This is a genomic window from Sabulibacter ruber (assembly GCF_017355955.1).
In the GTDB taxonomy this organism is placed as follows: Bacteria; Bacteroidota; Bacteroidia; order Cytophagales; family Hymenobacteraceae; genus Nibribacter; species Nibribacter ruber_A.
On record NZ_JAFFID010000004.1, the window covers coordinates 195,627 to 220,857 of the forward strand.

Sequence of the window (25,231 nt, forward strand, 5' to 3'; positions counted from 1 at the left end):
TGGACTGTAATTCGAATGATTAGCGTGAAAAGTTATGGTGCGCCCCTTCGGTCTGGTTGCCGCTAGGTCAGTTGAGCGGCACTCAGGCGCCTCACTACCACGTAAAAGCCCACCGCCGCTACCACCGAGAGGGCACTGCCGCCCCACCACAACGTGTCAAACCCGAAGTTGTCAATCACGGTGGTGCCTACGTACGGCCCAATGATGTGCGCCGCGGAATAGGAGAGGCTGTACAGGGCCATGTAAGAGCCCCGGTTGTGCGGCCCCGACCGCTGCACCGTAAGCGTGCTCATGAAGGGCATGGCCAGGATCTCTGACAAGCTCATGAGCAGCACGGAGAAAACCAGCACCACAAACCCGTGGGCCAGGTTCAGAAGCACAAAGGCCGCAGCCAGCAGCAGCAATCCCGCCACAATCATCTTCCAGAGCGCGTGCTTGTCTCCAATGAGGTACACAATGATCATTTCCAGCAGAAACACCATGAGTCCGTTAGACGCCAGCAGCGCCCCTATCTGTAACTCAGACAAGTGGTAGACCCGCCGGTAGTACAGGGGCATGGTGGAGAAGAACTGGAAAAAGGCCACGGCAAAACAGCAGCACAGGATGGAGAACAGCACAAAAAGTCCATCGCGGTAAGGTGAGCGCGCAGCTGGTAAGGAAGCGGTTGCTTCTGCGGCAGCGGCTGGAGCTGGGGTATGTCCTTGTTTGTGCCGGAAGTAAAAGAAAAAGACGGCTCCGGCGGTGAGGCAGGTCAGGCCATCGGCCATGAACAGGAACTCGTACGAAACGGTAGCCAGCACTCCGCCCAAGGCCGGACCAATGGAAAAGCCCAGGTTAATGGCCATCCGGTTGAGGGAAAAGGCGCGGGTTACGTTCTCGGGCCGGGCGTAAGAACTCACCGAGGAAGCATTGGCCGGGCGCAGGCATTCGGTCAAGAGGCTGAGCAGGAAGATACCGCCGGCAAACAGCTCAAACCGTTTCAGGAACAGCATCACAAAGAACCAGCTTCCGCCCAGTACCAGGCTGAAGAACTGCACCCTGAAATGCCCAATCTTATCGGTGAGCCAGCCGCCCAGAAACGTACCGCACATAGAGCCCGCCCCGAATAGGCTGAGCAGAATACCCACCTGTTTAAGGCTGAATCCCATGGCCTCTGTAAGGTACACGCTCAGGAACGGCACCACCATGGCCCCGCTGCGGTTAATGAACATTACTACCGCCAGCAGCCATGCTTCCTTTGAGAGGCCACCAAAAGCGTTGCTATAGAGGGAGAGAATGCGTTTCATGGGAAGCGTTAGCGGCACAAAAGTAGAGAAATACCGCTAAGCCCAAAGACCGCCCCTGAGAAATTCAGAAGCAGGAAGCCTAACCCTAAGAGTCAGGAAGCGTAGGAGCCACTCCGTTTCCGGGCCGTTTCCCTGAAAACAGCCCGGAAACGGAGTGCATACCTTTTGCAGAAAAATTACTTGTTGAAAAAGTTCATGGTGCGCTCCAACCCAATGGCCCCGAAGGAAATGCACATCTCGGCGGCCTTTTCAATGTGGGTAGGCAAGTCAATCTGCTCATCCGGGGAGAAAGGGCTCAGCACGTAATCTACCTGACGGCCTTTGGAGAACTGCGCGTCCACGCCAAACCTTAGGCGCGGGTACTCATTGTTGCCCAGCGTTTCTTCAATGTGTTTTAAACCATTGTGGCCGCCGGCGCTGCCTTTGGCGCGCATCCGCAGTTTCCCGAAGGGCAGGGCCAGGTCATCGGTGATCACCAGCATCTGCGAAGCCGGAATCTTCAAGCTGCTCAGCCAATGCGCCACCGCTTTCCCGCTCAGGTTCATGTAAGTGGTAGGCTTTACCAGCGTGAAGTGCTTGCCTTTAGTTTTGAACTCGGTCACGAAGGAATGGCGGCCGGTGTCAAACGATACCTCGTGTTTTTTGGCCAGGTGATCCAGCACCATAAACCCGATGTTATGGCGCGTGTTGGCGTATTCGGGGCCAATGTTGCCAAGGCCCACCAGTAAGTATTTCATATCAGTTGGAGTGTCGTCTGCGGGCTTAGAAGTCTCTTTTCCGCCAAGCCAGTTGACTAAACGTGTAAACATCCTGCAAAGGTAAGGTCTTCCACGTTTTGGGGCTAATTTTTAGAAAATCAGCTGGAAATAGAAGTAGCGTTGGACAGGTAATTACAATGTTGTGGACAAGTTACTTCTTTATCGCTGAATCATGCTGGTGTACGTTCCCTACGCTGGCCCACGCTGGCGCGAGTCTCCAGACTCGTGCCTCAAGAGGACGGGTAGTCTCCTGACTACCCTCGCTGCAACGCTGCGAAACTGAATGTGGAAGACCTCTATGACCTTCTATGGCACGGAAGTTACTTCCGTGCCTTCAGATTATCCGCGCCTTAGCCTCTGCTTGTAGGAACCAGTCAAACCGTTCCGGCGAGTCTGGAGACTCGCTTCATCCCTGGTCACGAGTCTGGAGACTCGCGCCAGCGAAAAGAGGGGGAATACTCCTGACTTGGGGCTGGTTTGCTGAAAATAGCTCCAAATCAAAATCAGCCCCAAAGCAGAAGTATGCCTAAATAGCTGCCAGCGCTTTCTCCAGATCAGCAATCAGTTCCTCGGGTTCCTCAATGCCCACAGAGAGTCTGATAAGCCCGACCGTAATGCCCATTTTCTCACGTTGTTCCGGGGTTAAGGCCCGGTGCGAGGTGCCCAGCGGATAGGAAACCGAAGAAGTTACCCCGGCCAGCGATGGGGCGAAAGGAATGTGGGTGAGGCCCCGCATGAAGCGGTTCACGGTTTCCACGTCATCGGCGATTCTAAACGAGAGCATCCCGCCGAACTTTCCGTTCCCCTGGGCTGCGGCCATGGCGTGCTGCGGATGGTCTGGCAAGCCTGGGTAGAAAACGGCGCTTACTTTGGGGTGCTGCTGCAGATACTGGGCCAGAGCAAGTCCGTTCTCAGAGTGTTGTTTCATGCGCAGCTTCAGGGTTTTCAAGCCTCGGGCGGCCAACCAACTTTCAAAGGGGCTCAAGGTCAAGCCCCATGCCACTACAATCTGCTTGGCACGCTGGGCATCGGCGGGTTCTTTGCAGATGGTAACGCCGGCCGTCACGTCACTGTGGCCCGAGAGGTATTTGGTTACGCTGTGAATCACGATGTCGGCACCTAGTTCCAGTGGTTTGGTGATGACCGGGGAGGCAAACGTGTTGTCTACCACTAGTCTGATGCCCTTCGCCTGACACGCCTTTGCTACCTGGGCCAGATCCAGCACCGTCATCATGGGGTTGCTGATGGTTTCCACCAGCAGCAGTTTGGTATTGGGTTGCACGTAGCTGTCAAAACTGTACATCTGGTCCATGGGCACAAAGCTGATCTGCACGCCCATGCGGGTGAGTTCCTGTGAGAGCAGCGCCGCAGAGCCGCCGTAGATTTCCTCAGCACAGAGCACATGGTCGCCGGACTGGGAGTACACCAGAATGGCCGTAAGAATTGCCGACATCCCCGAAGACGTAGCCACCGCTCCCTGACCGCCTTCCAGTTTGTTGATCTCATCGGCCAGTTCATCGGTATTGGGGTTGCCGTTGCGGCTGTACATATAGCTCTGGTTCGGCTGCTCAAAATAGGCTTCTAGCGCATTCAGGTCCTCAAAGGTGAAGACGGAGGTTTGATAGATGGGGGTTATTTTAGGTGAGATAGACACAGCGGGTTGAATTAGGAATTGGTAATTAAGAATTAGGAATTGAAGGGGCTCTGAAAACAATCAACAATAGGCAATCAACAATTCTAAAGGTAAGAAGAAAGGCGCTAACCTGTTAAATCCGTTTTGAGCCTGTTTTCAGAGAAACTGCCTCAAAAAGCGAAAGCCCGTCTCCTTTGCAGAAGAGCGGGCTTTCATTTATGAAAACAGGAGTCTTTAGGCTGTTACGGCCTCGGCTAAGACAGTGATTTTGTTGTCCAAAACCTCTACTACTCCGCCGTCAATATTGAACACCAGTTGAGTACCGGTGGTAGGAGTTACCCTTACCGGTCCGTTAGCCAGGGCACTGATCAGGGCGGCGTGGTTGTTCAAAACCTCAAACCTACCGTTAATGCCCGGGAACTGAGCCGATGTCACGTCTCCTTCAAATACTCTTTTGTCTGGGGTGATGATCTCTAAATACATTTCTATAAGTTCTGAGTCTTGAGTCTTGAGTTCTGAGTCAGAATCTTTTCACAGACTCAGGACTCAGAACTCAAGACTCAGAACTAATTAAAAATTATTTCGCTTCGGCCAACATTCTCTGTCCTTTGGCAACGGCGTCTTCAATGGTACCTACTAGGTTGAAGGCTGCCTCAGGCAGGTTGTCATGCAGACCGTCCATGATCTCGTTGAAACCGCGGATGGTGTCTTTGATATCAACCAGTACCCCTTTCAAGCCGGTGAACTGCTCGGCCACGTGGAATGGCTGAGACAAGAAACGCTGCACACGGCGTGCACGGTGTACTACCAGTTTATCTTCTTCAGACAATTCGTCCATACCCAGGATGGCGATGATGTCTTGCAATTCTTTGTAACGCTGCAGGATCTCTTTTACGCGCTGAGCGGTGTTGTAGTGCTCCTCGCCAACGATGTCTGCCGTCAAGATACGGGAAGTAGAATCAAGAGGGTCTACCGCAGGGTAGATACCAAGCTCAGAGATTTTACGGGAAAGTACGGTTGTAGCATCCAAGTGAGCGAAGGTTGTCGCTGGAGCTGGGTCAGTCAAGTCATCGGCAGGTACGTAAACGGCCTGTACAGACGTGATAGAACCACGCTTAGTAGACGTGATACGCTCTTGCATGGCACCCATCTCAGTCGCCAAAGTTGGCTGGTAACCTACCGCAGATGGCATACGACCTAAAAGAGCCGATACCTCAGAACCTGCCTGGGTGAAACGGAAGATGTTGTCAATGAAGAAAAGGATGTCACGGCCAGTACCAGTACCATCACCATCGCGGAAAGACTCAGCAATGGTCAGACCAGACAAGGCTACACGGGCGCGGGCCCCTGGCGGCTCGTTCATCTGACCGAACACGAAGGTAGCCTTAGACTCTTTCAACGCATTGGCGTCTACTTTGGAAAGATCCCATCCGCCGTGTTCCATAGACTCCATGAACTCGTCACCGTATTTTACGATGCCAGACTCAATCATCTCGCGCAGCAAGTCGTTTCCTTCGCGGGTACGCTCACCCACCCCGGCAAACACAGAAAGACCACCGTGGCCTTTGGCGATGTTGTTGATCAACTCCTGGATCAAAACGGTTTTACCTACCCCGGCACCTCCAAACAAACCAATTTTACCCCCTTTGGAGTAAGGCTCAATAAGGTCAATTACTTTGATACCGGTGTACAATACCTCGGTAGAAGTAGAAAGGTCCTCAAAGCGTGGCGCATTGCGGTGGATAGGAAGGTTCACCTGGCTGGCAGGCTGCTGGATACCATCAATGGCATCACCAATTACGTTGAACAGACGGCCTAACACGTTATCGCCGGTAGGCATAGAGATAGGAGCCGCCAAGTCAGTTACTTCCATACCGCGGGTCAAGCCCTCGGTTGCATCCATTGCAATGGTACGTACCCGGTCTTCGCCTAAGTGCTGCTGGGTTTCCAGTACCACGCGGGCACCGTTATCCTTCACCACTACCAGGGCATCCATGATGTTGGGCAACTTAGAATTCTCACCCGAGAAGCTTACGTCCACCACCGGACCGATCACCTGGGTAATTCTGCCAATATTCGCCATTTGGTTGGTTTATAAGAATTTAGATAGATACAGACTAGTTTCAGGTCGCAAAATTACTGCATTCTCTCCTGATTTCCATAGAAGTAGGCAAAAATTGTTTATAGAATGCCTGAGCCTAGACTTAGGACTGTGAGATACTGTTTTTGGGGTGTTTTGCGCTACGCAAGGCTAAACCGCTGCTGCCTTGGTTTACAGCACCTTTGCCAAAAACAGCTTGAAAACAGGAGTATGCTGGCCAGGCCCTCAAAGAGAAGTACTGAAAGAAAGCAGTAAGGTTTACAATCCGTTTGTGCGTCTGTTTCTGTCTGGTTATACTTTAAAGGGAAGGATGGGTTAGAGGAGAATTCTGATATAAAGGATAGGCATGCTTCCTGGCTGAGCCTGTTGCTGGGTTGTACAGGCGCTTCCAGTAGAAAGCTGATGACTGTTAAATTCTATTGACAACTGGGGAAAGTAGTCTCTGAGGCGGGGGGAAGGACGGTTTAGGCCGCAGGGAACACCGCGTGTTTGGCTTCGTCTGGTGTCAGGCTCAGGCAGTCCATGGCGCGGCACCATTCAAACTCGCTGCGCAGGTGGATGAATACGTGGCTGCCGTGCTGCACCTTCCGCACGTCTTCCAATACCTGCGCTAAGCGAGCGTCATTCTGGGCGAGGGAATAGGTGTAGATAGGGGAGGATGACCTGAAATAAAACCAGAGGGTAATTGCACTGTCCATACTCAAAAACGGCTTAGGGAAAGTTTGAAGAGGGAAACAATCTGGCGCCAGCTAAAACCCGAGGTGCCGGTGAGGCTTATTGCCGGCGCGGCCTCCTGAACTGAAGGTTGCCAGGAAATTTCGGGTGAGGGGGTAGGTTGGCGTTTTGTGGCTTTTTTCCGCAGAAAACCTCTGAAACGCAGGTGGCGGTTGGTATGGCCAATAACGGGAAACATGCGCCGGGCTTGTCTGAATTCCCGGGGGCTGTTCAGGTATAGGCAATAGTGATCTCCTCTGGGCACAACCGGCAGGCTGTCTGCCAACCAGGCAAAATGCTCATCGTCCTGCTCCAGCCAAAAAGTTGAAATTGGCGCTGCTGAGGTGTAGTAAACCTCCAGTCTGATCTGGTTCTCTTTCTCGTTTCCCATAAACCAACGGCATTGAAGAATTGTCTTGCGTAAGTCTACGCACAACTTTCCTGGCAATCCAGTAGGGCTTTTAAGCTTAACCAAAACATAATAAGCAAGTCACGCAGAGGTAATGTGCCGGTTACAATTTCTTTATATTGTAGGGTGTTCCTGTATTTTCAACTTCGGCAGGGGCTGTGCTTTGGAGCAACTTGTAAGGCTGCCAGGAGCAGGAAGAGTTCAAAAAAGACAATTTAGGCGAGGTTGGTCCGTTTTTATAAGATAATTTCCTGAGGCACGGGAGGGATTTGCAGGCTAATTTCCCGTTTTTGCCTCCGTTCCGGGGAAACAAGCTTAAAACGATCTGAAAAGATGGCAGTGGCTTGTAAAAGAAATCTTTATTTTTGCCTCATCTTACTAAAACCAGTCTAAATCAGCACCCATTTTGGAAACTCAGACCCTTCCTACCGTTGATACCGCTCAGAAGCTGGGCCTTTTACCTGAAGAATTTGACCGCATCAAAGAAATCCTGGGCCGCACGCCTAATTTCACTGAATTGAGTATTTTCTCTGTGATGTGGTCTGAGCACTGCTCCTACAAAAACTCTATTGTCTGGCTTAAAACCCTGCCCAAAGACTCGCCTCGCATGCTGGCCAAAGCCGGTGAAGAGAACGCCGGTCTGGTAGACATCGGGGACGGTTTAGCTTGTTCTTTCAAAATCGAATCGCACAACCACCCATCGGCGCTGGAGCCTTACCAGGGCGCTGCCACCGGGGTAGGCGGCATCAACCGCGATATCTTTACCATGGGAGCCCGGCCCATCGCGCAGCTGAACTCCCTGCGTTTCGGGAACCTGAACTCAGACAAAACCAAGCGTCTGCTGCGCGGCGTAGTGAAAGGAATCGGCGATTACGGCAACGCGTTCGGTATCCCAACTGTGGGTGGCGAGCTGTTCTTTGACGATTGCTACAACGTGAACCCGCTGGTGAACGCCTTCTCCGCCGGTATTGTGGAGGTAGGCAAAACCGCCAGCGCTACGTCGCACGGTGTGGGTAACCCGGTGTTCATCATCGGTTCTGCCACCGGCAAAGACGGTATCCACGGCGCGGCCTTCGCGTCTAAAGACATCACCGAAGACTCCGTGAACGATTTGCCATCGGTACAGGTGGGTGATCCGTTCCAGGAGAAACTGTTGCTGGAAGCTACCCTGGAGATCATTGAGACAGGCCGGGTAGTGGGTATGCAGGATATGGGTGCCGCCGGTATCACCTGCTCTACCTCAGAGATGAGCGCCAAAGGCGAGAGCGGCATGGAGATCTGGCTAGACAAAGTTCCTATGCGTCAGGCCAACATGCAGCCGTTTGAGATTCTGCTTTCTGAAAGCCAGGAGCGCATGCTGGTAGTGATGGAGAAAGGTGCCGAAGACCTTATTTACCAGATCTGCGAAAAGTGGGATATGTCCTGCGCCCAGATAGGCGAAGTAACCGATACCAAGCGCCTGCGCTACTACGTGAAAGGTGAACTGGTAGCCGATGTACCTGCCGAAGACTTAGTATTGGGCGGTGGTGCGCCGGTGTACCACAGAGAGTACCGCGAGCCCGCGTATTTCGCTGAGTCCAAGAAATTCACCATTGACTCCGTACAAGAGCCAACCGACTATAAAGCGGTAGCCGAGTTCCTGGCCACGCACCCTAACATTGCCTCTAAGCGCTGGGTGTACAAGCAATACGACTCCATGATCGGGACGGCGACCCTCACCACCAACCGTCCGGCCGATGCCGGCATTGTGAAGGTAAAAGGTTCAGACAAGGCCATCGCCATTACCGTTGACTGTAACAGCCGCTACGTAAACGCCGATCCGGAAGAAGGAACCGCTATTGCCGTGGCCGAAGCCGCCCGTAACATTGTGTGTGCCGGTGGTGAGCCCGTTGCAATCACTAACTGCCTCAACTTCGGGAACCCGTACGTGCCGGAAGTATACTGGCAGTTTGTGGGCGCGATCAAAGGAATGGGCAAAGCCTGCACCGCGTTTGGTACACCAGTGACCGGTGGTAACGTGAGCTTCTACAACCAGTCTTCAGACGAAGGTCCGGTGTTCCCAACGCCAACCATAGGCATGCTGGGCATTGTGGAAGACAAGGCGAACACCATGACGCTGGCGTTCCAGAACGAGGGAGATGCCATTTACCTGCTGGGCGATCCGCAGAACGATATTGCCTCCAGCGAGTACCTGTATTCTTACCACAACGTGAAACTGTCTCCGGCCCCGGTCTTTGACATGGAGAAAGAGTTGGTGCTGCAGAAAACCGTGAAAAACCTCATTGAGGAGAAACTGATTCAGTCGGCCCACGACTGCGCCGATGGTGGTCTGTACATCACCCTGCTGGAGTCTGCCATGCCTAATGAGTTAGGTTTCTCAGTTACTACTGACGAAAACTTCCGCAAAGACGCTTATTTATTTGGTGAGAGCCAGGGCCGCGTAGTGGTGAGCGTAAAGCCAGAACAGCAAGCTGCTTTTGAGCAATTGGTGTCTGGTAATGGCTTGACATTCAAGAAAATTGGAGACGTAACTGCCCGTTATTGCGAGGTAGACGGCGAGGTTTTCCATGCCATTCAGGTGATCAAAAACAGCTATGACACCGCGCTAGAGCGGATTATGGAATAAATTTTTTTAAAAATTTTCACTCCAGAGTTTGCACTGAAAAAAATCTTGTATACCTTTGCATCATCAAACGACAACAACAGGTTGTCAGATGAAAATGTCCGATGGTGTAACTGGCAACACGTCTGATTTTGGTTCAGAAGAGTCCAGGTTCGAAACCTGGTCGGACAACCTTGAAACCTCTGTCTCTCCAAGAGACAGAGGTTTTTTCTTTTATTACCGGTTGCGTTTGTAGGAGTGCTGTAACAATCCAGGGCTGTAGCGTTCATTCCGTTTTGGAGGTGTTTCTCCCAATTAGAGGTGATTCTGGGCGGCAGGCGCACTTCTGCTTTGGATATTCCTATCTGCAGCAAGCCTGGCAAGGAGAATTGAAAAGACCGGGAAAGCCGGTGTGTTTGGTTGGAGGGGTGAAATATTTAAGAATCAAATATTTAGCTAAGGAAGCGAAAGAAGGGTTGTCCGTATTTCTACCCCGTAAATTCCTGAAATAGTACTACTTATTTTTTTGCTACTTCGTTTGAGCCTAGCAAAATATAGAGTACTTTTGCGACTTCAATCGGCAACCTTCCCTTATCAATGAGCCCTACGGTTAAGATTTTCTCTGGTACAAACTCTCGGTATTTTGCTGAAAAAGTAGCTGATGCTTATGGTTTACCCCTTGGGGACCTCACGGTGCAGCATTTCTCAGATGGCGAGGTTTCTGTTCACTTCAATGAATCTGTTAGAGGATGTGAAGTGTTCCTGATTCAGTCCACGTTCCCGCCGGCAGATAACCTGATGGAACTGATGCTGCTGGTAGATGCCGCTAAGCGTGCCTCAGCGCACAAAGTGATTGTGGTGATGCCGTACTACGGTTACGCCCGCCAGGACCGGAAAGACAAGCCTCGGGTTTCTATAGGCGCGAAAGTAATGGCCAACGCCATCCAGTGCGTAGGCGCTGACCGCTTAATGACCTGTGACTTGCACGCCGGTCAGATCCAGGGGTTCTTTGATATCCCGGTAGACCATCTAGATGGTTCGGCTATTTTTGTTCCTTACCTGCGCAGCCTGAACCTGGGGCAAGACCTGATCTTCGCTTCTCCAGACGTAGGAGGGGTGGTAAGAACCAGAAGCTTCGCCAAAGTATTTGGCGTGGAAATGGTAGTCTGCGATAAGCACCGCAAGCGGGCCAACGAGATTGCCTCCATGCAAGTGATTGGTGACGTGGAAGGCATGGATGTGGTTCTGGTGGATGACTTGGTAGACACTGCCGGAACTATTACCAAAGCCGCCGAGTTGTTGCGTGACAAAGGCGCCAAGAGCGTACGGGCTATTGCCACCCACGGGGTGTTGTCTGGTCCGGCGTACGAGCGCATTGAGAACTCCGTGCTGGAGGAACTGGTGATTTCAGACACCATTCCATTGAAGCGCGAAAGTTCTAAAATCAAAGTGCTGACGTTCTCAGACCTGTTCGCCAGAGCCATCAGCAACGTAGTAACCCACGATTCTATCTCTTCTCTGTTCATCTAAAAGAGACTGAATCTTAGAATAGTTTTTTTATTTTTTATCCATAACCAATTTTTATGAAAAGCTTAGAGATTATAGGGTTTAAAAGAGCAAATCTCGGTAAATCCGAAGCTAAGGCGCTTCGTGAGGAAGCTCAAGTTCCATGTGTGTTGTACGGTGGCGCTGAGCAAGTTCACTTCTCTGCCCCAGCTATCTTGTTCCGTGACCTGGTTTACACTCCAGAAGTGCACCAGGTTGACCTGAACATTGAAGGAACACACTACAAAGCAATCCTGCAAGACCTGCAATTCCACCCAGTAAACGAAATGTTGCTGCACGTGGACTTCCTGTTGCTGCAAGATGATAAAGAAGTGAAAATTGATGTGCCTGTACGTTTCGTAGGTACTTCACCAGGTGTAATGGCCGGTGGTAAATTGGTAACTAAGCTGCGTAAACTGCGCGTGAAAGCGCTTCCGGCTAACTTGCCAGATTCAATTGCGGTAGACATCTCTGACCTTGAGTTAGGTAAGTCTATCAAAGTGAACAAAATCACTCCAGAAAACTACGCTATCTTGACAAACCCACTTTCACCAGTGGCTACCGTAACTATCCCAAGAGCCCTGAAGAGCGCTCAGACAGAGGAGAGAAAAGGCAAGAAGTAATCACTGCTTTTACAAGCTTTCCAAAAATCCTGTTCTGCTATCTGCGGAACAGGATTTTCTTTTTTTAAGCAGGATTTACGGGATTAATCAGATTTAGCAGGATTAGGTTTGAGGATTAATCGGGAGGTTTGATCACGAGATTCTGTGGAAAATAGAAAAGCTTTTCGCTAGTGATGCGGTTGAGTGTTTTTTGTCTTCTAAATCAACCATCTGCTCCAATCCCATTTCCTGGCTGTTTTGCTGAAATCAAGCCGAAAACGCCTTCCTGATCACTTCGGCCACCCGTTCCTGATCCGATACGGAAAGGCTGGAACCGGAGGGCAGGCACAAGCCCCGGTTGAACAGATCATCGCTGGTGTGCTCTCCAAAATAATCACACCCCTGATAAAGCGGCTGCAGGTGCATGGGTTGCCAGAGCGGCCGGCTCTCCATGTTGGCGGCCAAAAGTTGTAGCCGAAGTTCCTCTGGCGTGATTCTGCTGCCTTGCCTGATGGTGAAACAACTGAGCCAACGGTTAGAGAAAAATCCGTCTGGTTCTGTCTGCCACTCCAATTCCTCCACATCTTGCAGCAACTGCCGGTAATTCTCAAACACCTTTCTCCGCTGCTGTACCCGTTCTTCCAGTACTTCCAACTGTCCACGGCCAACTCCCGCGCAAAGGTTGCTCAGGCGGTAATTATAGCCCATAATGGTATGATGATAATAAGGCAGGGAATCTTTGGCATGCATGGCTAGCCACCTTGTTTGCTGAATAATTTCTTCCTCAGAAGACACCAAAGCGCCGCCGCCGGAGGTGGTTATGATTTTATTCCCGTTGAAGGAAAAAGCACCCACTTTGCCAAAAGTACCCAGCAATTGCTCTTTGTAACGGGAGCCCAGCGCCTCGGCGGCGTCTTCAATAATGGGGACTTTGTACTGTTGGGCGATCTCCTGAATTTCCTGCAATTGGGCCGGCATGCCGTAGAGATGCACCAGCATCAAAGCCTTGGGAAGTTTGCCGTTTCTGTGCCGATTTTCCAAAGCCTGCTCCAAAGCAGTAGGGCAAAGGTTCCAGGTAGTGGGCTCGCTTTCTATGAATACCGGTGTGGCTCCCACGTACCGGATAGGGTTGGTGCTGGCCACGAAGGTGAAGGTAGAACAGAAAACCTCATCGCCGGGACCCACGCCCAAAGCCAGTAAGGCCAGGTGCAAGGCAGCGGTGCCAGAAGCCAGGGCCGCTACGGCAGGTAATTGCAGGTACGAAGCCAGTTCCCGCTCAAACCCGTCTACGTTAGCGCCGGCAGTGGTAATCCAGTTTAAGTCAAAAGCTTGTTGCACATAGCACTGTTCCTTCCCGCCCATGTGCGGAGGCGAGAGGTAAATGAAATCCTGACTGTTACTCATGCAGTTTGTTTGATGATGCGCGCCGGTACGCCTACGGCGGTGCAGTAATCGGGTAAGTCTTTGTTCACCACGGCGCCGGCGCCAATGATGGTGAAAGCGCCCACCTTGCAGTTCTGCAGAATGGTGCTGTTGGTGCCTCCGTATACACCCGTGCCAATGCGTACGCAGCCGCTTACCGCTACCTGGGGCATCAGGGAGCAGAAATCGCCTATGATGGCGTCATGCCCCACGGTGCAGGCCAGGTTCAGCAGCACGTGCCGGCCCAAAGTGACGTTGGTGGTAAGCACGCAGTTCTGGCAGATGATGGTACCCTCGCCAAATTTGTTGCCTTGCTCCGGCTTGCAGATCACCGAGGGATGTACCAGCACCGGAAAACACAGCAAAGGGTTCAGCAAGCGGTCAGCTACATCGGTTTTGGCCTGGCAGTTCCCGATGGCAATGGCCACGTACAGCTGATGGTCAATGTTGTTCAGCTCATCTACCTGGCCCAGGTAAGGATAACCGCAGATCTGCGGGTGGGCGGGAGCGGCATCGTCGTAAAAACCTACTATGTCCCACTTGGGGGTTGCGGCGTTGATTTGGTGGAGAAGCATCAGTACTTCCCGGCCCAGGCCGCCAGCGCCAACAATGGCTATTTTCTTTTTTTCGGTGTTCATAAGGAGGAAGTGTTGGAAGAACCAGTGAAACGCTCCATGGTAGCGGTGCCCGGGGCCGAGATACCTTCTGGCTTGAACAGGTGCTTCATGGTGCGGCCTAAAATCAGCAAATCTACCCGCAGAGACAGGTGCTCTACGTACCAAACGTCATACGCAAACTTTTCCTCCCAACGCAGGAGATTCCGTCCGTTCACCTGGGCCCATCCCGTAATGCCGGGCCGTACCTGGTGCCGCCGCGCCTGCTCAGGGGTATACAGCGGCAAATAGTCCATCAGCAAGGGCCTGGGGCCAATCAGGCTCATGTCGCCTTTCAGCACATTGATCAGTTGCGGCAGCTCGTCCAGAGACGTTTTCCGGATAAACTTTCCCAAAGGCGTGAGCCGCTGGGCATCAGGAAGCAACTGGCCGTGTACATCGCGCGCCTGGGTCATGGTCACGAATTTATAGAACCCGAACGGTTTCCCGTGCAGGCCTGGCCGCTGCTGCCGGAACAAAACCTTCCCGCCAAAGCCAAACCACAGCACCACCGCCACCAATACCATTACCGGCCATAACAGCAGCAAAGCGCTGCCAGCCAACAGCAAATCCAGGAAGCGTTTTCCGAAGGCTCGATACATGTAATACCTAAGATAATACTTCTAAGCGGGGGAGCAGGGCTGTTTCTGGTTTTTAGTCTACTTTCCCTAAAACAGCTCCAAAACGAAAGTACGATTCTCTCTCCAGATTCTGTTAATTTGCGCCCATGATTCAATTCCCGAACGCGAAGATTAACCTTGGGTTGCAGTTGGTAGAGAAACGGCCCGATGGGTTCCATAACCTGGTGTCCTGCTTTTACCCCGTGAACTGGACCGATGCGCTGGAGATTCTGCCCAACCAAGAGGAGGCCTCATTCACGCTCTCGGGGTTAGCAGTGCCCGACGAACCCACGTCTAACCTCTGCTGGAAAGCCTATGAGTTGCTGCGGAAGGATTTTGAATTGCCCGCCATCCAGATGCACCTGCACAAGGTCATTCCCATGGGTGCTGGCTTGGGCGGCGGCTCTGCCGATGCCGCGTTCACCCTCAAGATTCTGAATACGGTTTTTGACCTGAAACTTTCTGCGGATGATCTGGAGAACTACGCCCGCCAACTGGGCTCAGATTGCGCGTTCTTCGTGCGAAACAAACCAGTGCTGGCCGTAGAGAAAGGCGATGTCTTTGAACCGCTGGCGCTGGATTTAACCGGCTGGCATATTGTGCTGGTATACCCCAATCTGGCCATCAGCACCGCCGTGGCTTATGCCGGAGTTTCGCCGCGTTTTCCCGAAAAGAGCCTCAAAACGCTTTTGGCCCAGGACATCTCTAGCTGGAAAAACGAAGTGGTGAATGACTTTGAAGAAAGTTTATTCCCCAAGTACCCGGTACTGGCCCAATTGAAGCAGCAGTTGTATGATCTGGGCGCGGTGTATGCATCTATGTCGGGCTCCGGGTCTACCATGTATGGCTTGTTCAAAACTGCGCCCGCAGCTCCGTTACTTTTCCCACAGGAATACTCAGTTTGGCAGGGCGTTCTTTAGGCGCTGCTGCCTACGATTAATAACTGCCTCCAGAATAGGGTGCAGGAACACGCTGAACAGGATAATTGCCGCCCCGTAGTAAAAACCCGCCGACATCATTTCGCCTTCTTTGAAGATAAACCACGCCAGCAAGATGCCGTACACCGGCTCCAGGTTTACGGTAAGGTTCATGGTGTAGGCGCTGAATTTCTGCATCAGGCGCACGGCTGCGGTATAAGCGTACACGGTGCAAACCAGGCCCAGCACGGCAATACAGAACACGTCTACCCAGCTAAGGCCAAATTGCAGCTCGCCGGTTTCGGTCATCCATTGGCGGTAAAAGGGCAGAAACAACCCCGTGGCCAGCCAGGCACCAGCCATTTCGTAGCACGTGATGGTAGTAGCCGCGTGCTGTTTGGTGAGTTTGCTGTTGATAATGGTGAAGCAGGACGCCAGAAACGCCGAGCCTACCGCCATGGCAATCCCCAAGGCATGGTCAAACTCAAACCGGAAGATGATGTACAAGCCCACCATAATGAGCAAGGCCAGGGCCACCTCGTGTGGTTTTATTTTCTTGTTGGTGAAAATAGGTTCCAAAATTGAGGTCCAGAGGCTAGCCGTGGCCATGCCCGCCAAGCAAATGGATACTGACGCAACCCTCGCCGAGGCAAAAAACAGAATCCAGTGCGCCGCAATCAGGAAGCCCACACTGATAATTTTGAGAATAGGACCCCGACCAATCCTGAAAGACTGCTTCCGTAGTTTGATCACTACCGCCAGCGCCACCGCCGCCAAAAACGTCCGGAAAAAGACTAACTCTACCGCCGGTACTGAGATGAACTTCCCTAAAATGGCCGTAAAGCCCCACAGCACAATAATGAAGTGTAGTTCCAGGTAATCTTTTAAGCGAGGGGTTTGCACTGGGAAGAATTATGAATTGAGAATTAGGAATTAAGAATTGGGCGGTGGAGTAGGGCCTTCTGTTTTGAAGCTGGTTTCTGCAGAATGGCCCTAAAACAAGAACTACTGCTCTGGCGCTACTACCGCTGGCGCGAGTTTCCAAACTCGTGCCTATGGATGTTAGGTGGTCTCCAGACTACCCTCGCTGCGTTAGCAGCGAAACCGGGATTGTTGATCTTTGATGTTCTCGATAGCACGGGAATTCAAATCTGCCCATGGCTCCCGGCGAGTCTGGAGACTCGCTTCATCCCGCGTCACGAGACCAGAGTCTCGCGCAGTGAATTAGGTTTTACTTTTATGGCGCGGAAGTTACTTCCGTGACTTATGAAAAATCAATTGGCAAGTGCACACGGTAAGCGCTTACTCAAAAGACCTCGCAGTGTCCGGAGGTCCTGCGAGCGTCTGTGCCATCAACAATCAACAATCAACAATCAACAATTATCTAGGCACAGTCCGGTACAGCACAATGCCGATGCCGGTGAAAACCACCAGCGGAATCCAGGCGGCGACTTGCGGCGGAATACCACCCACCGAGGCCATGCTTCGGCTCATCATCACGAAGATGATGAACACAAACGCCAGCACAAAGCCTAAGGCTATCTGCAGACCCACGCCTCCGCGCACCTTCCTTGAACTCAGGATCACGCCAATGACCGTTAATACAGTGATGGCAAACGGGTAACTCATGCGCTCGTACTTCTCGGTCATGTACATCTCCACATCGGTAGCGCCCCGCAGGATCTTCTCATCAATGAGCTTGTTCAGTTCGGCGGTGGTGAGCGTTTCCTTTAGCCGGTACGTACTGGCGAAGTCTTTGGGCAGCAGGTTCAACGTGGTATCAATGGCGCCGCCCTGAGTAACGGTTTCCTGGTCGCCGTTGAAAACGCGCAGGGTATACGCATCCATGTGCCACTTCTGCTTGGTGCTGTCCCACCGGATAGACTCAGAGGAAAGTTTCCGGATAAGTTCCTGCTTTCTGATGGTCTCCAGGGTGAATTTATAGCCCACGTTGGCGTGGTTGTTATAGCTCTCTAGGTACGCGTAAGTATCTGGCCCGATGCGGAAATGCACGTTGCGTCCCTCAAAAGTGTAAGGGTTCTTCACGTACTTGATCTCAAACGCCACGCGGGTTTTGTTCGCGTTAGGAATCACGTAGGAAGAGAAAAAGAAGATAAATATCCCGATGATCACCGACCCGATGATGTACGGCACCAGCATGCGCTTAAAGGAAACCCCGCTGCTCAGAATGGCCACGATCTCGGTATGCGAGGCCAGTTTAGCCGTCACAAACACCGTGGCAATAAACACCGTGATGGGGCTGAGCATGTTGATGTAGTGGGGAATCATATTGACGTAGTAGTCCAGCAAAATAACCTTCACCGAGAGGTTGTGCTGGATAAAGTCATCGTTCTTCTCCACGAAGTCAATCACGCAAATCACCGCAATAAGGATGATCACCACGAACACGAACGTGGTCAGGAACTTCTTAAGGATGTAATTGTCTAATAGCTTCAGTTTCACACTTATTCAATTATGAATTAAGAATTAGGAATTAGGAATAGCGCTCGTTCATGATCTTTAGGTGGTGCACCATTTCTAATTCTTAATTCCTAATTGTTAATTCCTAATTATAAACGTGTCATTAATTTCTTCACCATCTGGTCTTTCCAAGCGCGGAAAGTTCCGGCTAAAATCTGCTCACGTGCCTGGCCCACCAACCATAGGTAAAACGTGAGGTTGTGCACGCTGGCAATCTGAGCCCCCAGCATCTCAGTGGCATGCATGAGGTGGCGCAAATAAGCCTTACTGTAGAACGTACTCACGTAGCCACCCAGTTCCGCATCAATGGGAGAGAAGTCCTCTTTCCAGCGCTCGTTCCGGATGTTGATGATTCCCTGCGTGGTGAACAACATGCCGTTTCTAGCGTTGCGGGTAGGCAGCACGCAGTCAAACATGTCTACACCCAAGGCAATGTTCTCCAGAATGTTGGCTGGCGTACCCACGCCCATGAGGTAACGCGGTTTGTCAGCGGGCAGTATGTCGCAGACCAGATCCGTCATCTCGTACATCATCTCGGCCGGCTCGCCCACCGACAAGCCCCCGATGGCGTTGCCCGGGCGGTTCTTGGACGCGATGGTCTCCGCACTCTGGATGCGCAAGTCTTTGTAGGTGCTGCCCTGCACAATAGGAAAGAGCGTCTGCTCATACCCGTACTTTGGATCTGTAGCGTCAAAGCGGTCAATGCAGCGCTGCAGCCAGCGGTGCGTGCGCTCCATGGAGTTCTTGGCGTAGTGGTAGTCGCAAGGGTAGGGCGTACACTCGTCAAAGGCCATGATGATATCGGCGCCAATGGTTCGCTGCGTGTCCATCACGTTCTCTGGGGTAAACAGGTGCCTTGAACCGTCAATGTGCGAGCGGAATTTCACGCCTTCCTCCACAATCTTGCGGGTGCCCGATAGGGAGAACACCTGGTATCCGCCGCTGTCAGTGAGGATGGGCCGGTCCCAGCCATTGAATTTATGTAGGCCGCCTGCCTGCTCCAGTACGTTCAAACCCGGCCGAAGGTACAGGTGGTACGTATTGCCCAGAATGATCTGCGCTTTCACGTCTTCTTTGAGCTCGCGCTGATGCACGGCCTTTACGGTACCGGCGGTGCCCACCGGCATGAAAATGGGGGTTTGTATGGTGCCGTGGGCGGTGGTCAGCACACCGGCACGGGCTTTGGAAGCGGGATCTTTCGCTACTAAATCAAAGGTCATGGACTACGGGTAAAGTGCCGGAGAAACCTTGCAGCATGTTACAATTGGTCAGCTATTTGCCAGCCTGGGTTTCTCCAATTGACAAAGATACAAACAACCTTTTGTTCCACCGCCCGGCAATGGGTAGCGCAAGGATATTTGTGCTATTTTTGGACCCAGTTTTCTTTTCGCCTTGGACCATCTGTTTCTTCTCCACGTTTCTTTGCTCGGTTTACTGGCCGCCTGTGTGCTGGTGCAGTTGTTTTATGAGTTCTACTATTTTCTGCCGCTCGCTTACCATAAAGACCCGGTGCCAGAGAACCCGGCCGCGCTGCCGCCCCTTTCTATCCTGGTCTGTGCCCACAATGAGGTAGAGAACCTGAAAGAATTGTTGCCCTTGCTGATACAGCAGGAGTATCCGCAGGCGTTAGAGATTATAGTGATAGATGATCGCTCCTGGGATGGCAGCCATGTGCTGGTGAAAGAGTATGAGATGGAGCATGCCCACGTAAGGCTGGTGCAGGTAAAGGAAACCCCGGCCCTGATGAGCCCCAAAAAATATGCGCTCTTCCTGGGCATAAAAGCTGCTCAGTATGAGCACCTACTGCTCACCGATGCCGACTGCCGGCCCACCTCAGATTCCTGGGCGCAGGGTATGGCAAGCGGATTTCTGAAAGGAAATGACATCGTTTTAGGCTTTTCACCGTATATGCAGATATATGGATTATTAAATCATTTAATTCGATTTGAAACCTTCTTAACAGCTATACAGTATTTGTCGTTTGCTAAGCGAGGGCAAGCGTATATGGGAGTGGGGAGAAATCTTGCTTATACAAAATCCGCTTTTTTCCGGAACAAGGGTTTTTCCTCCCATATCAGGTCCTTGGGAGGCGATGACGATTTATTTGTGCAGGAAGCTGCCAAACACTCTGCCGTCCAGATTGTCATTGACCACAGCGCCCAGACAAGCAGCGCCCCGGAACACCGATGGCGCGACTGGTGGCGCCAGAAACGGAGACATTTGGCGGCAGGGCGGCAGTATCAGAAGAAGGACCAGTTCAGACTCGGACTTTTTGTCCTGTCAAACGTGTTATTTTATGTAATATCACCCGTTCTTTTAAGCTTGCAGTACCAATTATTGTGGGTTGGCCTCATTATTGGGGTGAGATATGCCGCCCTCTACGGATCCTATTTGCCGGTGGCCCGCCGCCTGCAAGATCCGCTCAAATGGTGGCTCCTGCCAATCTTGGAAGTAGGATATTACCTCAATTATATAGGGATCGGGATCTCTGTTTTAACGACTAAAAAGGTAAGATGGAAGTAAACAAGCAATTTTCCGCGAAAGCGAAACATGATTTTAAACTGATCCAGTCTGCGGTGGAGGATGGCGACGAGAAAGCCTACGCCGAGCTGATGCAGATATACAAAAAGCCGGTTTACCACGTGGTTCTCAAGATGGTGCGCAACGCCGACGATGCTGAGGACCTCACCATTGAAGCCTTCGCGAAAGCTTTCCGTAACCTGCACAAGTTCAACCCGGAGTATGCGTTCAGTACGTGGCTGTTCAGAATTGCCACCAACAACTGTATTGACTTCATCCGGAAGAACAAGATCAAGACCATGAGCATTGACTCGGCCATCAAGATCGACAACGGCGATGAGATTACCATTGATTTCAAAGACAACAACCTGAACCCGCAGGAGTCTGCCATCAAGAACCAGAAGATAGAGATCATGCAGTACATTGTGAGCAAGCTGCCAGACAAGTACCAGCGCCTGGTAACGCTCCGCTACTTTGACGAGCTGTCTTACGAGGAGATCGCTACCGAACTCAGCGCCCCGCTAGGAACTGTAAAGGCCCAACTGCACCGCGCCCGCGAGTTGCTCTATGACATGGTGAAAAACAAGAAACACCTGATCTAGCTTTTGGTATCAAGTAGCAAGACACCAGCTGTTAGATATTAGATTTTAGCGTTTGCAGAAAGCAGCCCTAGTGGCTGCTTTCTGCGTTTTGGTCCTTTTTCTGTAAAAGCGGTTGAAAACACAACCTCCCGCAAGTTTGAGCGCAGCGGTAACTTGCGGGAAACATGCCGCCAGTTTGCAACTGGCTTTGACCATCATCAGGTATCGTGTTTCGCCAGTTACAAACTGGTTGCCAGGAAAAGCCACAAGTTACGCGTACGCTAAACTTGCGGCAGGTCTGCGGAAGGTGCGGTTTCTAGCCTTTTTTCCTGAAAACAGCCCCCAAACGGAACAGCTCAATTTCTAACTTAGGACACAGAACTCAGAACTCAGGACTCGTTTACGTATCTTTGAGCCTATGAACGCACAACCCGTGGATATCCTTACCCATTACTTTCCGGATCTTACCCCAGAGCAACAGCAGCAGTTTGCGCGCCTCGCGGAGCTGTATGTAGAGTGGAACGCCAAAATCAACGTCATCTCCCGCAAAGACATGGACAATATTGTGGTACACCATCTGCTGCATTCCCTGGGCATTGCCAAGGTGGTGCAATTCCCGGCGGGAACCTCGGTGATGGACGTGGGCACGGGCGGCGGGTTACCGGGTTTGCCCCTAGCCATTCTGTTCCCCGAGGTGAAGTTTCACCTGGTGGATTCCATCGGCAAGAAAATCCATGTGGTGCAGGAGATTGCCAACGAACTCCACCTGCACAACGTGAAAGCCACTCACACCCGCGCCGAGCAGGTCCACGAGAAGTATGATTTCATTGTGAGCCGCGCCGTAGCAAGATTGGCCACCTTCTACCAGTGGATTCAGTTCAGCTTCAAAAAAGACTCAGTGCCTAACCAAGGGCTGTATTACCTCAAAGGCGGTGATCTGTCTGAAGAATTAGCGGAGTCTGGTTTGGTGCACCAGGTATTTGATTTAAGCAGCTATTTCCAGGAAGAGTTCTTTGACACGAAGAAAGTGGTGTATGTGCCGCAGCACCCCACGGCGTAAAGATTTTGCGCCTTCTTTCTGAAAAATAGCTCTGAAATGGATAAGCAAAAAGCAGAAGCCGCTTCGTTTGAAGCGGCTTCTGCTTTTTGCTTTTGTCTAAAGGAGTAGACCGTTAGAATATTATTAAAAACCGATCTTCTTTCTGGGACCAGCTGTTTCAAATGCTCTGTCTTCAAAATTGAAAATGTCAGCAAGTGACATGTCAGTATTGCTTGAGGTATGTCCCAAGGCATTCAACAGTTTATTTGATTTTTCAGCTGACAGAGGCTTAAACTCGTAGTTGGCAATCAGCCTGCCTTTACGGAGTAGGGCTTTATCAACTCTGTCAATAGCGGTATTGAAAGTACATATGATTTTGATGTTCAGGTAATCGCTGAAAAGCCCATCGGTTAATTGCAGGATCGTAGAGGCAACTGAATTTTCACCTAAGCTTTCCCTGGTGGTAATTACTTTTTCGGCATCTTCAATCACCAGAATAGAATTCCTGTTCTTTATTAAGAAGGAAATAAAATCTGGGTTCAACAAATCCTTTACAAACTCATTCTGGATAAAAATGAAGCTGTGCTCATGGAACCGGGAGAGAAGGTGTTTTATATAAGAGGTCTTTCCAGTGCCAGGGGCTCCGTGCAGCAAAATCAATCCTGACCTGTCCTGCCCCAGTGAATTTTCTATGATGGAATTTATTTCCCGAAAGTCATCATTATAATGATCCTCTATGTTCATCTGCAGGAACTCACTTTTGACATCTTCTGTGTCAAAATGTTTTGAGTCAAAGGTTAATACCTTGAAGGTGGGTGCTTTAACAGTGCCAAATTTCTCCCGAAAAGATTTGTTCATGGAAATTACTTCCTGTTCTAAATTCAAATCGCTCGCGTCATATAGAAATTCAACAAACAGTTCATTATTTATCAGGGAAATCCAAATAAGTAGATCTGTGGCCGTACTTTTCAGCAAGTATTGATAGGGGTAATCCTGAGAAGAATCAGAATCTTTGTCATCTTCGGTATTCCAGTTTTTGAACACCTCAGTAAGCCTTAGTTTTTGGAAGTCAAGCGAAGCGATCACCGACTCCATATTTTCTTTGCTTTCTTTTAAGGATGTCTCAAATCGTAGCGTAGAAGGTAGTTTTTCAAAACAGATAATAAAATATCGAGCTCGGGCGAAGTCATTATAATCGTCGAGGGCATCAATCAAGTGGGGCATTTTCAATTGAGTTAATATTTTTGGATTTACTTCAACTTGAGGTGTACAGTAACTTATTCAATTCGTTTATTGGCTCCTTTCAGGATGAAAGAGAAGTGAGAAAATCTTGCTACTTGATACGTGTGTCTTGTTACTACTTCACCAACTCCACCTTCTCAATCCTATCCCCAATATTCAGCTGATGCACTACGTCCATGCCTTTCACCACGCGGGCGAAGATGGTGTATTTGCCGTCCAGGTGCGGGGTGGGGGAGTGGGTGATGAACCATTGGCAGCTCTCGGTGTCTTTGCCCGCCGAGGCCATGCCCACGTAGCCTTCCAGGTAATTCAGATCCGCGAACTCAGAGCGGATGGCGTAGTCGGTGGAGCCCCAGCCATCGCCGCGCGGACAGCCGCCTTGCGCCACGAAGTTGGGCACTACGCGGTGGAAGTTCTTGCCGTTGAAAAAGCCCTGCTCCAGCAATTCCACGAAGTTGGCCACGGACCCGGGCGCATCTTCCACCATTAATTCAAAGGTAATCTCGCCTTTGGAGGTCTTCAGCCGGGCCTTCTGGGTTTTCTGCAACCGGTTCACCACGGTCCAGTTGATGGGGTGGCTGAACGGAGTGGCAGGCGTAGGAGCCGAGGTCTGGCTTTGGAGGTAATCCAGCGTTTTCTGCACTTCCAGGTATGTCTCAATGTCCCGGGGAAGCGTGAGTTTCGCTTTGGCTTGGTCCAAGAAGGCAAAATCTGAGTAGGCGTTTTTCAGGTTCAGGTCTGGGTTACGAATGGCACCCGCGGCCATGCCCACCAAGGCCACATCACCAGTTTCTATAGCCTTTTTGAAAAGCTGGTTGAAATCCGATGCCGCCGTAGCATCAAAGTTCTTCTGGCTTCTGATGGAGATCAAGGCATCCATGCCCGTGGTGCTGATGGCCGGGTGTTTCGCCTGGAAGACTTGCTGCTCAATGAACGGATATTGGCTCTGGTCTTTGCCGAGGGCGGTAAGCAAGGCCGCTTTCTCATACGGGTTGGAGGCCTTCGCAAACCGCTGCTGAATCTGTTGTCCTATTTCGTTCTTCTGATTAGCCGGTGCCGAGGCTAGTGCCGCGCCAAACAACGTGGCCCGTACCCGCCAATCCTTCTGTTTCTGGGCTGCTTCCAGAAGTTTACCTGCATCAGCGGCAGGAGCTTTGCCGGCCAGGTATTCCGCGGCGCTCAGGGCCACGTGCGGATGCGCATCCGTTAGGGCTTTCCAAGCCGAGGCTTGCACCGCCGCATACGGCAACTGGTACAGCGGACGGACGGCATTCAGCCGAACCCGGTAATCTGGATCGCTCGTCAACACCTTGGTCACTATCGGAACGGGGCCCGTTGTATCGGTCATTTTACCTAAGGCCAGCGCTGCTGCCATGCGCACATTGGCGCTGGGGTCTTGCTGCACCACTTTGAACAAAGCTACTTTGGCCGGACTGGGATCCAGTTTGGCGGTGCGGCCCAGGAAGTGGGAGGCGCCTAGCCGGGCCTCCTCTTGGCCAGAGTTGAGCAGAGCGGCCGCTTTGGTAATGGCCCCGGCATAGTTCAGTTTGCGTTGGCCCGCCCGGTACAAAGCCCAGGCTTGGGCAGGTTCCATGTTGGTTTGCGCCGTGTAGCGGGCCATCATGTCCAGTCCGTTCTGGGTGGCGCATTTGCCCCAGGCTTCCAGAATCTCGGCGCGTACGGGTACGTTCTGCTCCCGGTTATAGGCCTCCATGAGGGCAGGTTCCGCTTTGGCATTGCCTATCTGGCCCAGGGCATACGCCGTGGCTTTTCTCACTTCTGCCTCAGGGTCTTGCAACAACGCACTAAGTGCCGGAATGGCCGTACTGTCCTGCACGGAGCCGAAGGCCAGCGCGGCCTCGCGCCGGTACATGGTTTCGGGCCGGTCCAGGAAAGTGAGCAGGTCCTGGGTTTTGCGTTCGTCTTGCAGCGTGTAGATTCTGCGGAGGGTGGCATCACTGAATTTATTCACAACATTGGCACCGCTCTGCTGGGCAGGCTGCCTACAGGCCGAGGCCAAAAAAAGAAGAACGGCGGCCGTTCTAAGCTGTTTCTTCATAAAGGAATCTTGAGCACGGAAGATACAAAATAGGCCTCAGTCTGAAA

Annotated in this window: 22 protein-coding genes and 1 tRNA gene; 8 read left to right on the top strand and 15 right to left on the bottom strand. The window is 51.6% G+C overall.

What is annotated here, in order from left to right; genetic code table 11:
- Positions 1 to 62 precede the first annotated feature (62 nt).
- From JT719_RS18930 to JT719_RS18960, 7 genes are all read right to left on the bottom strand, one after another.
- Positions 63 to 1,286 carry an MFS transporter gene (locus JT719_RS18930; RefSeq protein ID WP_207435308.1) on the bottom strand — a complete coding sequence of 408 codons (1,224 nt, stop codon included), beginning with the start codon at positions 1,284 to 1,286 and terminating at the stop codon, positions 63 to 65.
- 176 nt (positions 1,287 to 1,462) lie between these two features.
- On the bottom strand, positions 1,463 to 2,023 hold the full coding sequence (gene pth, locus JT719_RS18935) for an aminoacyl-tRNA hydrolase (protein WP_207435518.1): 561 nt from the start codon (positions 2,021 to 2,023) through the stop codon (positions 1,463 to 1,465).
- A 547-nt stretch (positions 2,024 to 2,570) separates the two neighbouring features.
- Positions 2,571 to 3,698: an aminotransferase class V-fold PLP-dependent enzyme gene (locus JT719_RS18940; protein ID WP_207435309.1), complete on the bottom strand. Its 1,128-nt coding sequence runs from the start codon at positions 3,696 to 3,698 to the stop codon at positions 2,571 to 2,573.
- Positions 3,699 to 3,911: 213 nt separating this feature from the next.
- Positions 3,912 to 4,160, bottom strand: coding sequence for an ATP synthase F1 subunit epsilon (gene atpC / locus JT719_RS18945; protein ID WP_207435310.1), 249 nt, complete (start codon positions 4,158 to 4,160; stop codon positions 3,912 to 3,914).
- 94 nt (positions 4,161 to 4,254) lie between these two features.
- On the bottom strand, positions 4,255 to 5,760 hold the full coding sequence (gene atpD / locus JT719_RS18950; RefSeq protein WP_207435311.1) for a F0F1 ATP synthase subunit beta: 1,506 nt from the start codon (positions 5,758 to 5,760) through the stop codon (positions 4,255 to 4,257).
- 482 nt (positions 5,761 to 6,242) lie between these two features.
- Positions 6,243 to 6,476: a hypothetical protein gene (locus JT719_RS18955; protein WP_207435312.1), complete on the bottom strand. Its 234-nt coding sequence runs from the start codon at positions 6,474 to 6,476 to the stop codon at positions 6,243 to 6,245.
- 2 nt (positions 6,477 to 6,478) lie between these two features.
- Positions 6,479 to 6,883: a hypothetical protein gene (locus tag JT719_RS18960; RefSeq protein ID WP_207435313.1), complete on the bottom strand. Its 405-nt coding sequence runs from the start codon at positions 6,881 to 6,883 to the stop codon at positions 6,479 to 6,481.
- A gap of 424 nt (positions 6,884 to 7,307) precedes the next feature.
- Here JT719_RS18960 and purL point away from each other — a divergent pair, with 424 nt between their 5' ends.
- The 4 genes from purL (at position 7,308) to JT719_RS18980 (ending at position 11,671) form a co-directional block, all read left to right on the top strand.
- On the top strand, positions 7,308 to 9,527 hold the full coding sequence (gene purL, locus JT719_RS18965) for a phosphoribosylformylglycinamidine synthase subunit PurL (RefSeq protein ID WP_207435314.1): 2,220 nt from the start codon (positions 7,308 to 7,310) through the stop codon (positions 9,525 to 9,527).
- Positions 9,528 to 9,622: 95 nt separating this feature from the next.
- A tRNA-Gln gene (locus tag JT719_RS18970) sits at positions 9,623 to 9,695 on the top strand.
- A 405-nt stretch (positions 9,696 to 10,100) separates the two neighbouring features.
- On the top strand, positions 10,101 to 11,033 hold the full coding sequence (locus tag JT719_RS18975) for a ribose-phosphate pyrophosphokinase (protein WP_207435315.1): 933 nt from the start codon (positions 10,101 to 10,103) through the stop codon (positions 11,031 to 11,033).
- Between the two features lie 53 nt (positions 11,034 to 11,086).
- Positions 11,087 to 11,671: a 50S ribosomal protein L25/general stress protein Ctc gene (locus tag JT719_RS18980; protein WP_207435316.1), complete on the top strand. Its 585-nt coding sequence runs from the start codon at positions 11,087 to 11,089 to the stop codon at positions 11,669 to 11,671.
- A 246-nt stretch (positions 11,672 to 11,917) separates the two neighbouring features.
- Here the strand turns inward: JT719_RS18980 and JT719_RS18985 are convergent, their stop codons facing one another.
- Genes JT719_RS18985 through JT719_RS18995 form a run of 3 tightly spaced genes read right to left on the bottom strand, consistent with a single transcriptional unit; the run spans position 11,918 to position 14,327 of the window.
- Positions 11,918 to 13,054 (bottom strand): DegT/DnrJ/EryC1/StrS family aminotransferase, encoded by a 1,137-nt coding sequence (locus JT719_RS18985; RefSeq protein WP_207435317.1) that lies wholly within the window; start codon positions 13,052 to 13,054, stop codon positions 11,918 to 11,920.
- On the bottom strand, positions 13,051 to 13,710 hold the full coding sequence (locus JT719_RS18990; RefSeq protein ID WP_207435318.1) for an acetyltransferase: 660 nt from the start codon (positions 13,708 to 13,710) through the stop codon (positions 13,051 to 13,053). Before JT719_RS18990 ends, JT719_RS18985 begins: the two co-directional genes overlap by 4 nt.
- Positions 13,707 to 14,327 carry a sugar transferase gene (locus JT719_RS18995; protein ID WP_207435319.1) on the bottom strand — a complete coding sequence of 207 codons (621 nt, stop codon included), beginning with the start codon at positions 14,325 to 14,327 and terminating at the stop codon, positions 13,707 to 13,709. Before JT719_RS18995 ends, JT719_RS18990 begins: the two co-directional genes overlap by 4 nt.
- Positions 14,328 to 14,452: 125 nt before the next feature.
- Between JT719_RS18995 and ispE the strand changes: the two genes are divergently transcribed.
- The gene (gene ispE / locus JT719_RS19000; RefSeq protein ID WP_207435320.1) at positions 14,453 to 15,265 is read left to right on the top strand and encodes a 4-(cytidine 5'-diphospho)-2-C-methyl-D-erythritol kinase; all 813 of its coding nucleotides are present in this window, start codon (positions 14,453 to 14,455) and stop codon (positions 15,263 to 15,265) included.
- Here the strand turns inward: ispE and JT719_RS19005 are convergent.
- The 3 genes from JT719_RS19005 to tgt form a co-directional block, all read right to left on the bottom strand.
- On the bottom strand, positions 15,242 to 16,165 hold the full coding sequence (locus JT719_RS19005) for an EamA family transporter (RefSeq protein WP_207435321.1): 924 nt from the start codon (positions 16,163 to 16,165) through the stop codon (positions 15,242 to 15,244). The genes ispE and JT719_RS19005 overlap by 24 nt on opposite strands.
- Positions 16,166 to 16,642: 477 nt before the next feature.
- Positions 16,643 to 17,719, bottom strand: coding sequence for an LptF/LptG family permease (locus JT719_RS19010; protein ID WP_207435519.1), 1,077 nt, complete (start codon positions 17,717 to 17,719; stop codon positions 16,643 to 16,645).
- A gap of 113 nt (positions 17,720 to 17,832) precedes the next feature.
- Positions 17,833 to 18,963 (bottom strand): tRNA guanosine(34) transglycosylase Tgt, encoded by a 1,131-nt coding sequence (tgt, locus tag JT719_RS19015; RefSeq protein WP_207435322.1) that lies wholly within the window; start codon positions 18,961 to 18,963, stop codon positions 17,833 to 17,835.
- A gap of 172 nt (positions 18,964 to 19,135) precedes the next feature.
- Here tgt and JT719_RS19020 point away from each other — a divergent pair, with 172 nt between their 5' ends.
- The 3 genes from JT719_RS19020 to rsmG all read left to right on the top strand — a co-directional run bounded on the left by JT719_RS19020 (position 19,136) and on the right by rsmG (position 21,904).
- On the top strand, positions 19,136 to 20,266 hold the full coding sequence (locus JT719_RS19020) for a glycosyltransferase (protein WP_207435323.1): 1,131 nt from the start codon (positions 19,136 to 19,138) through the stop codon (positions 20,264 to 20,266).
- Positions 20,257 to 20,865 (top strand): RNA polymerase sigma factor, encoded by a 609-nt coding sequence (locus tag JT719_RS19025; RefSeq protein WP_062542709.1) that lies wholly within the window; start codon positions 20,257 to 20,259, stop codon positions 20,863 to 20,865. Before JT719_RS19020 ends, JT719_RS19025 begins: the two co-directional genes overlap by 10 nt.
- A gap of 397 nt (positions 20,866 to 21,262) precedes the next feature.
- Positions 21,263 to 21,904 (top strand): 16S rRNA (guanine(527)-N(7))-methyltransferase RsmG, encoded by a 642-nt coding sequence (rsmG, locus tag JT719_RS19030; RefSeq protein WP_207435324.1) that lies wholly within the window; start codon positions 21,263 to 21,265, stop codon positions 21,902 to 21,904.
- 123 nt (positions 21,905 to 22,027) lie between these two features.
- Here rsmG and JT719_RS19035 read toward each other — a convergent pair whose 3' ends face one another.
- Complete coding sequence (locus JT719_RS19035; protein WP_207435325.1) at positions 22,028 to 23,107, bottom strand: AAA family ATPase; 1,080 nt, start codon at positions 23,105 to 23,107, stop codon at positions 22,028 to 22,030.
- A gap of 133 nt (positions 23,108 to 23,240) precedes the next feature.
- On the bottom strand, positions 23,241 to 25,184 hold the full coding sequence (locus JT719_RS19040; protein ID WP_207435326.1) for a peptidylprolyl isomerase: 1,944 nt from the start codon (positions 25,182 to 25,184) through the stop codon (positions 23,241 to 23,243).
- Positions 25,185 to 25,231 lie beyond the last annotated feature (47 nt).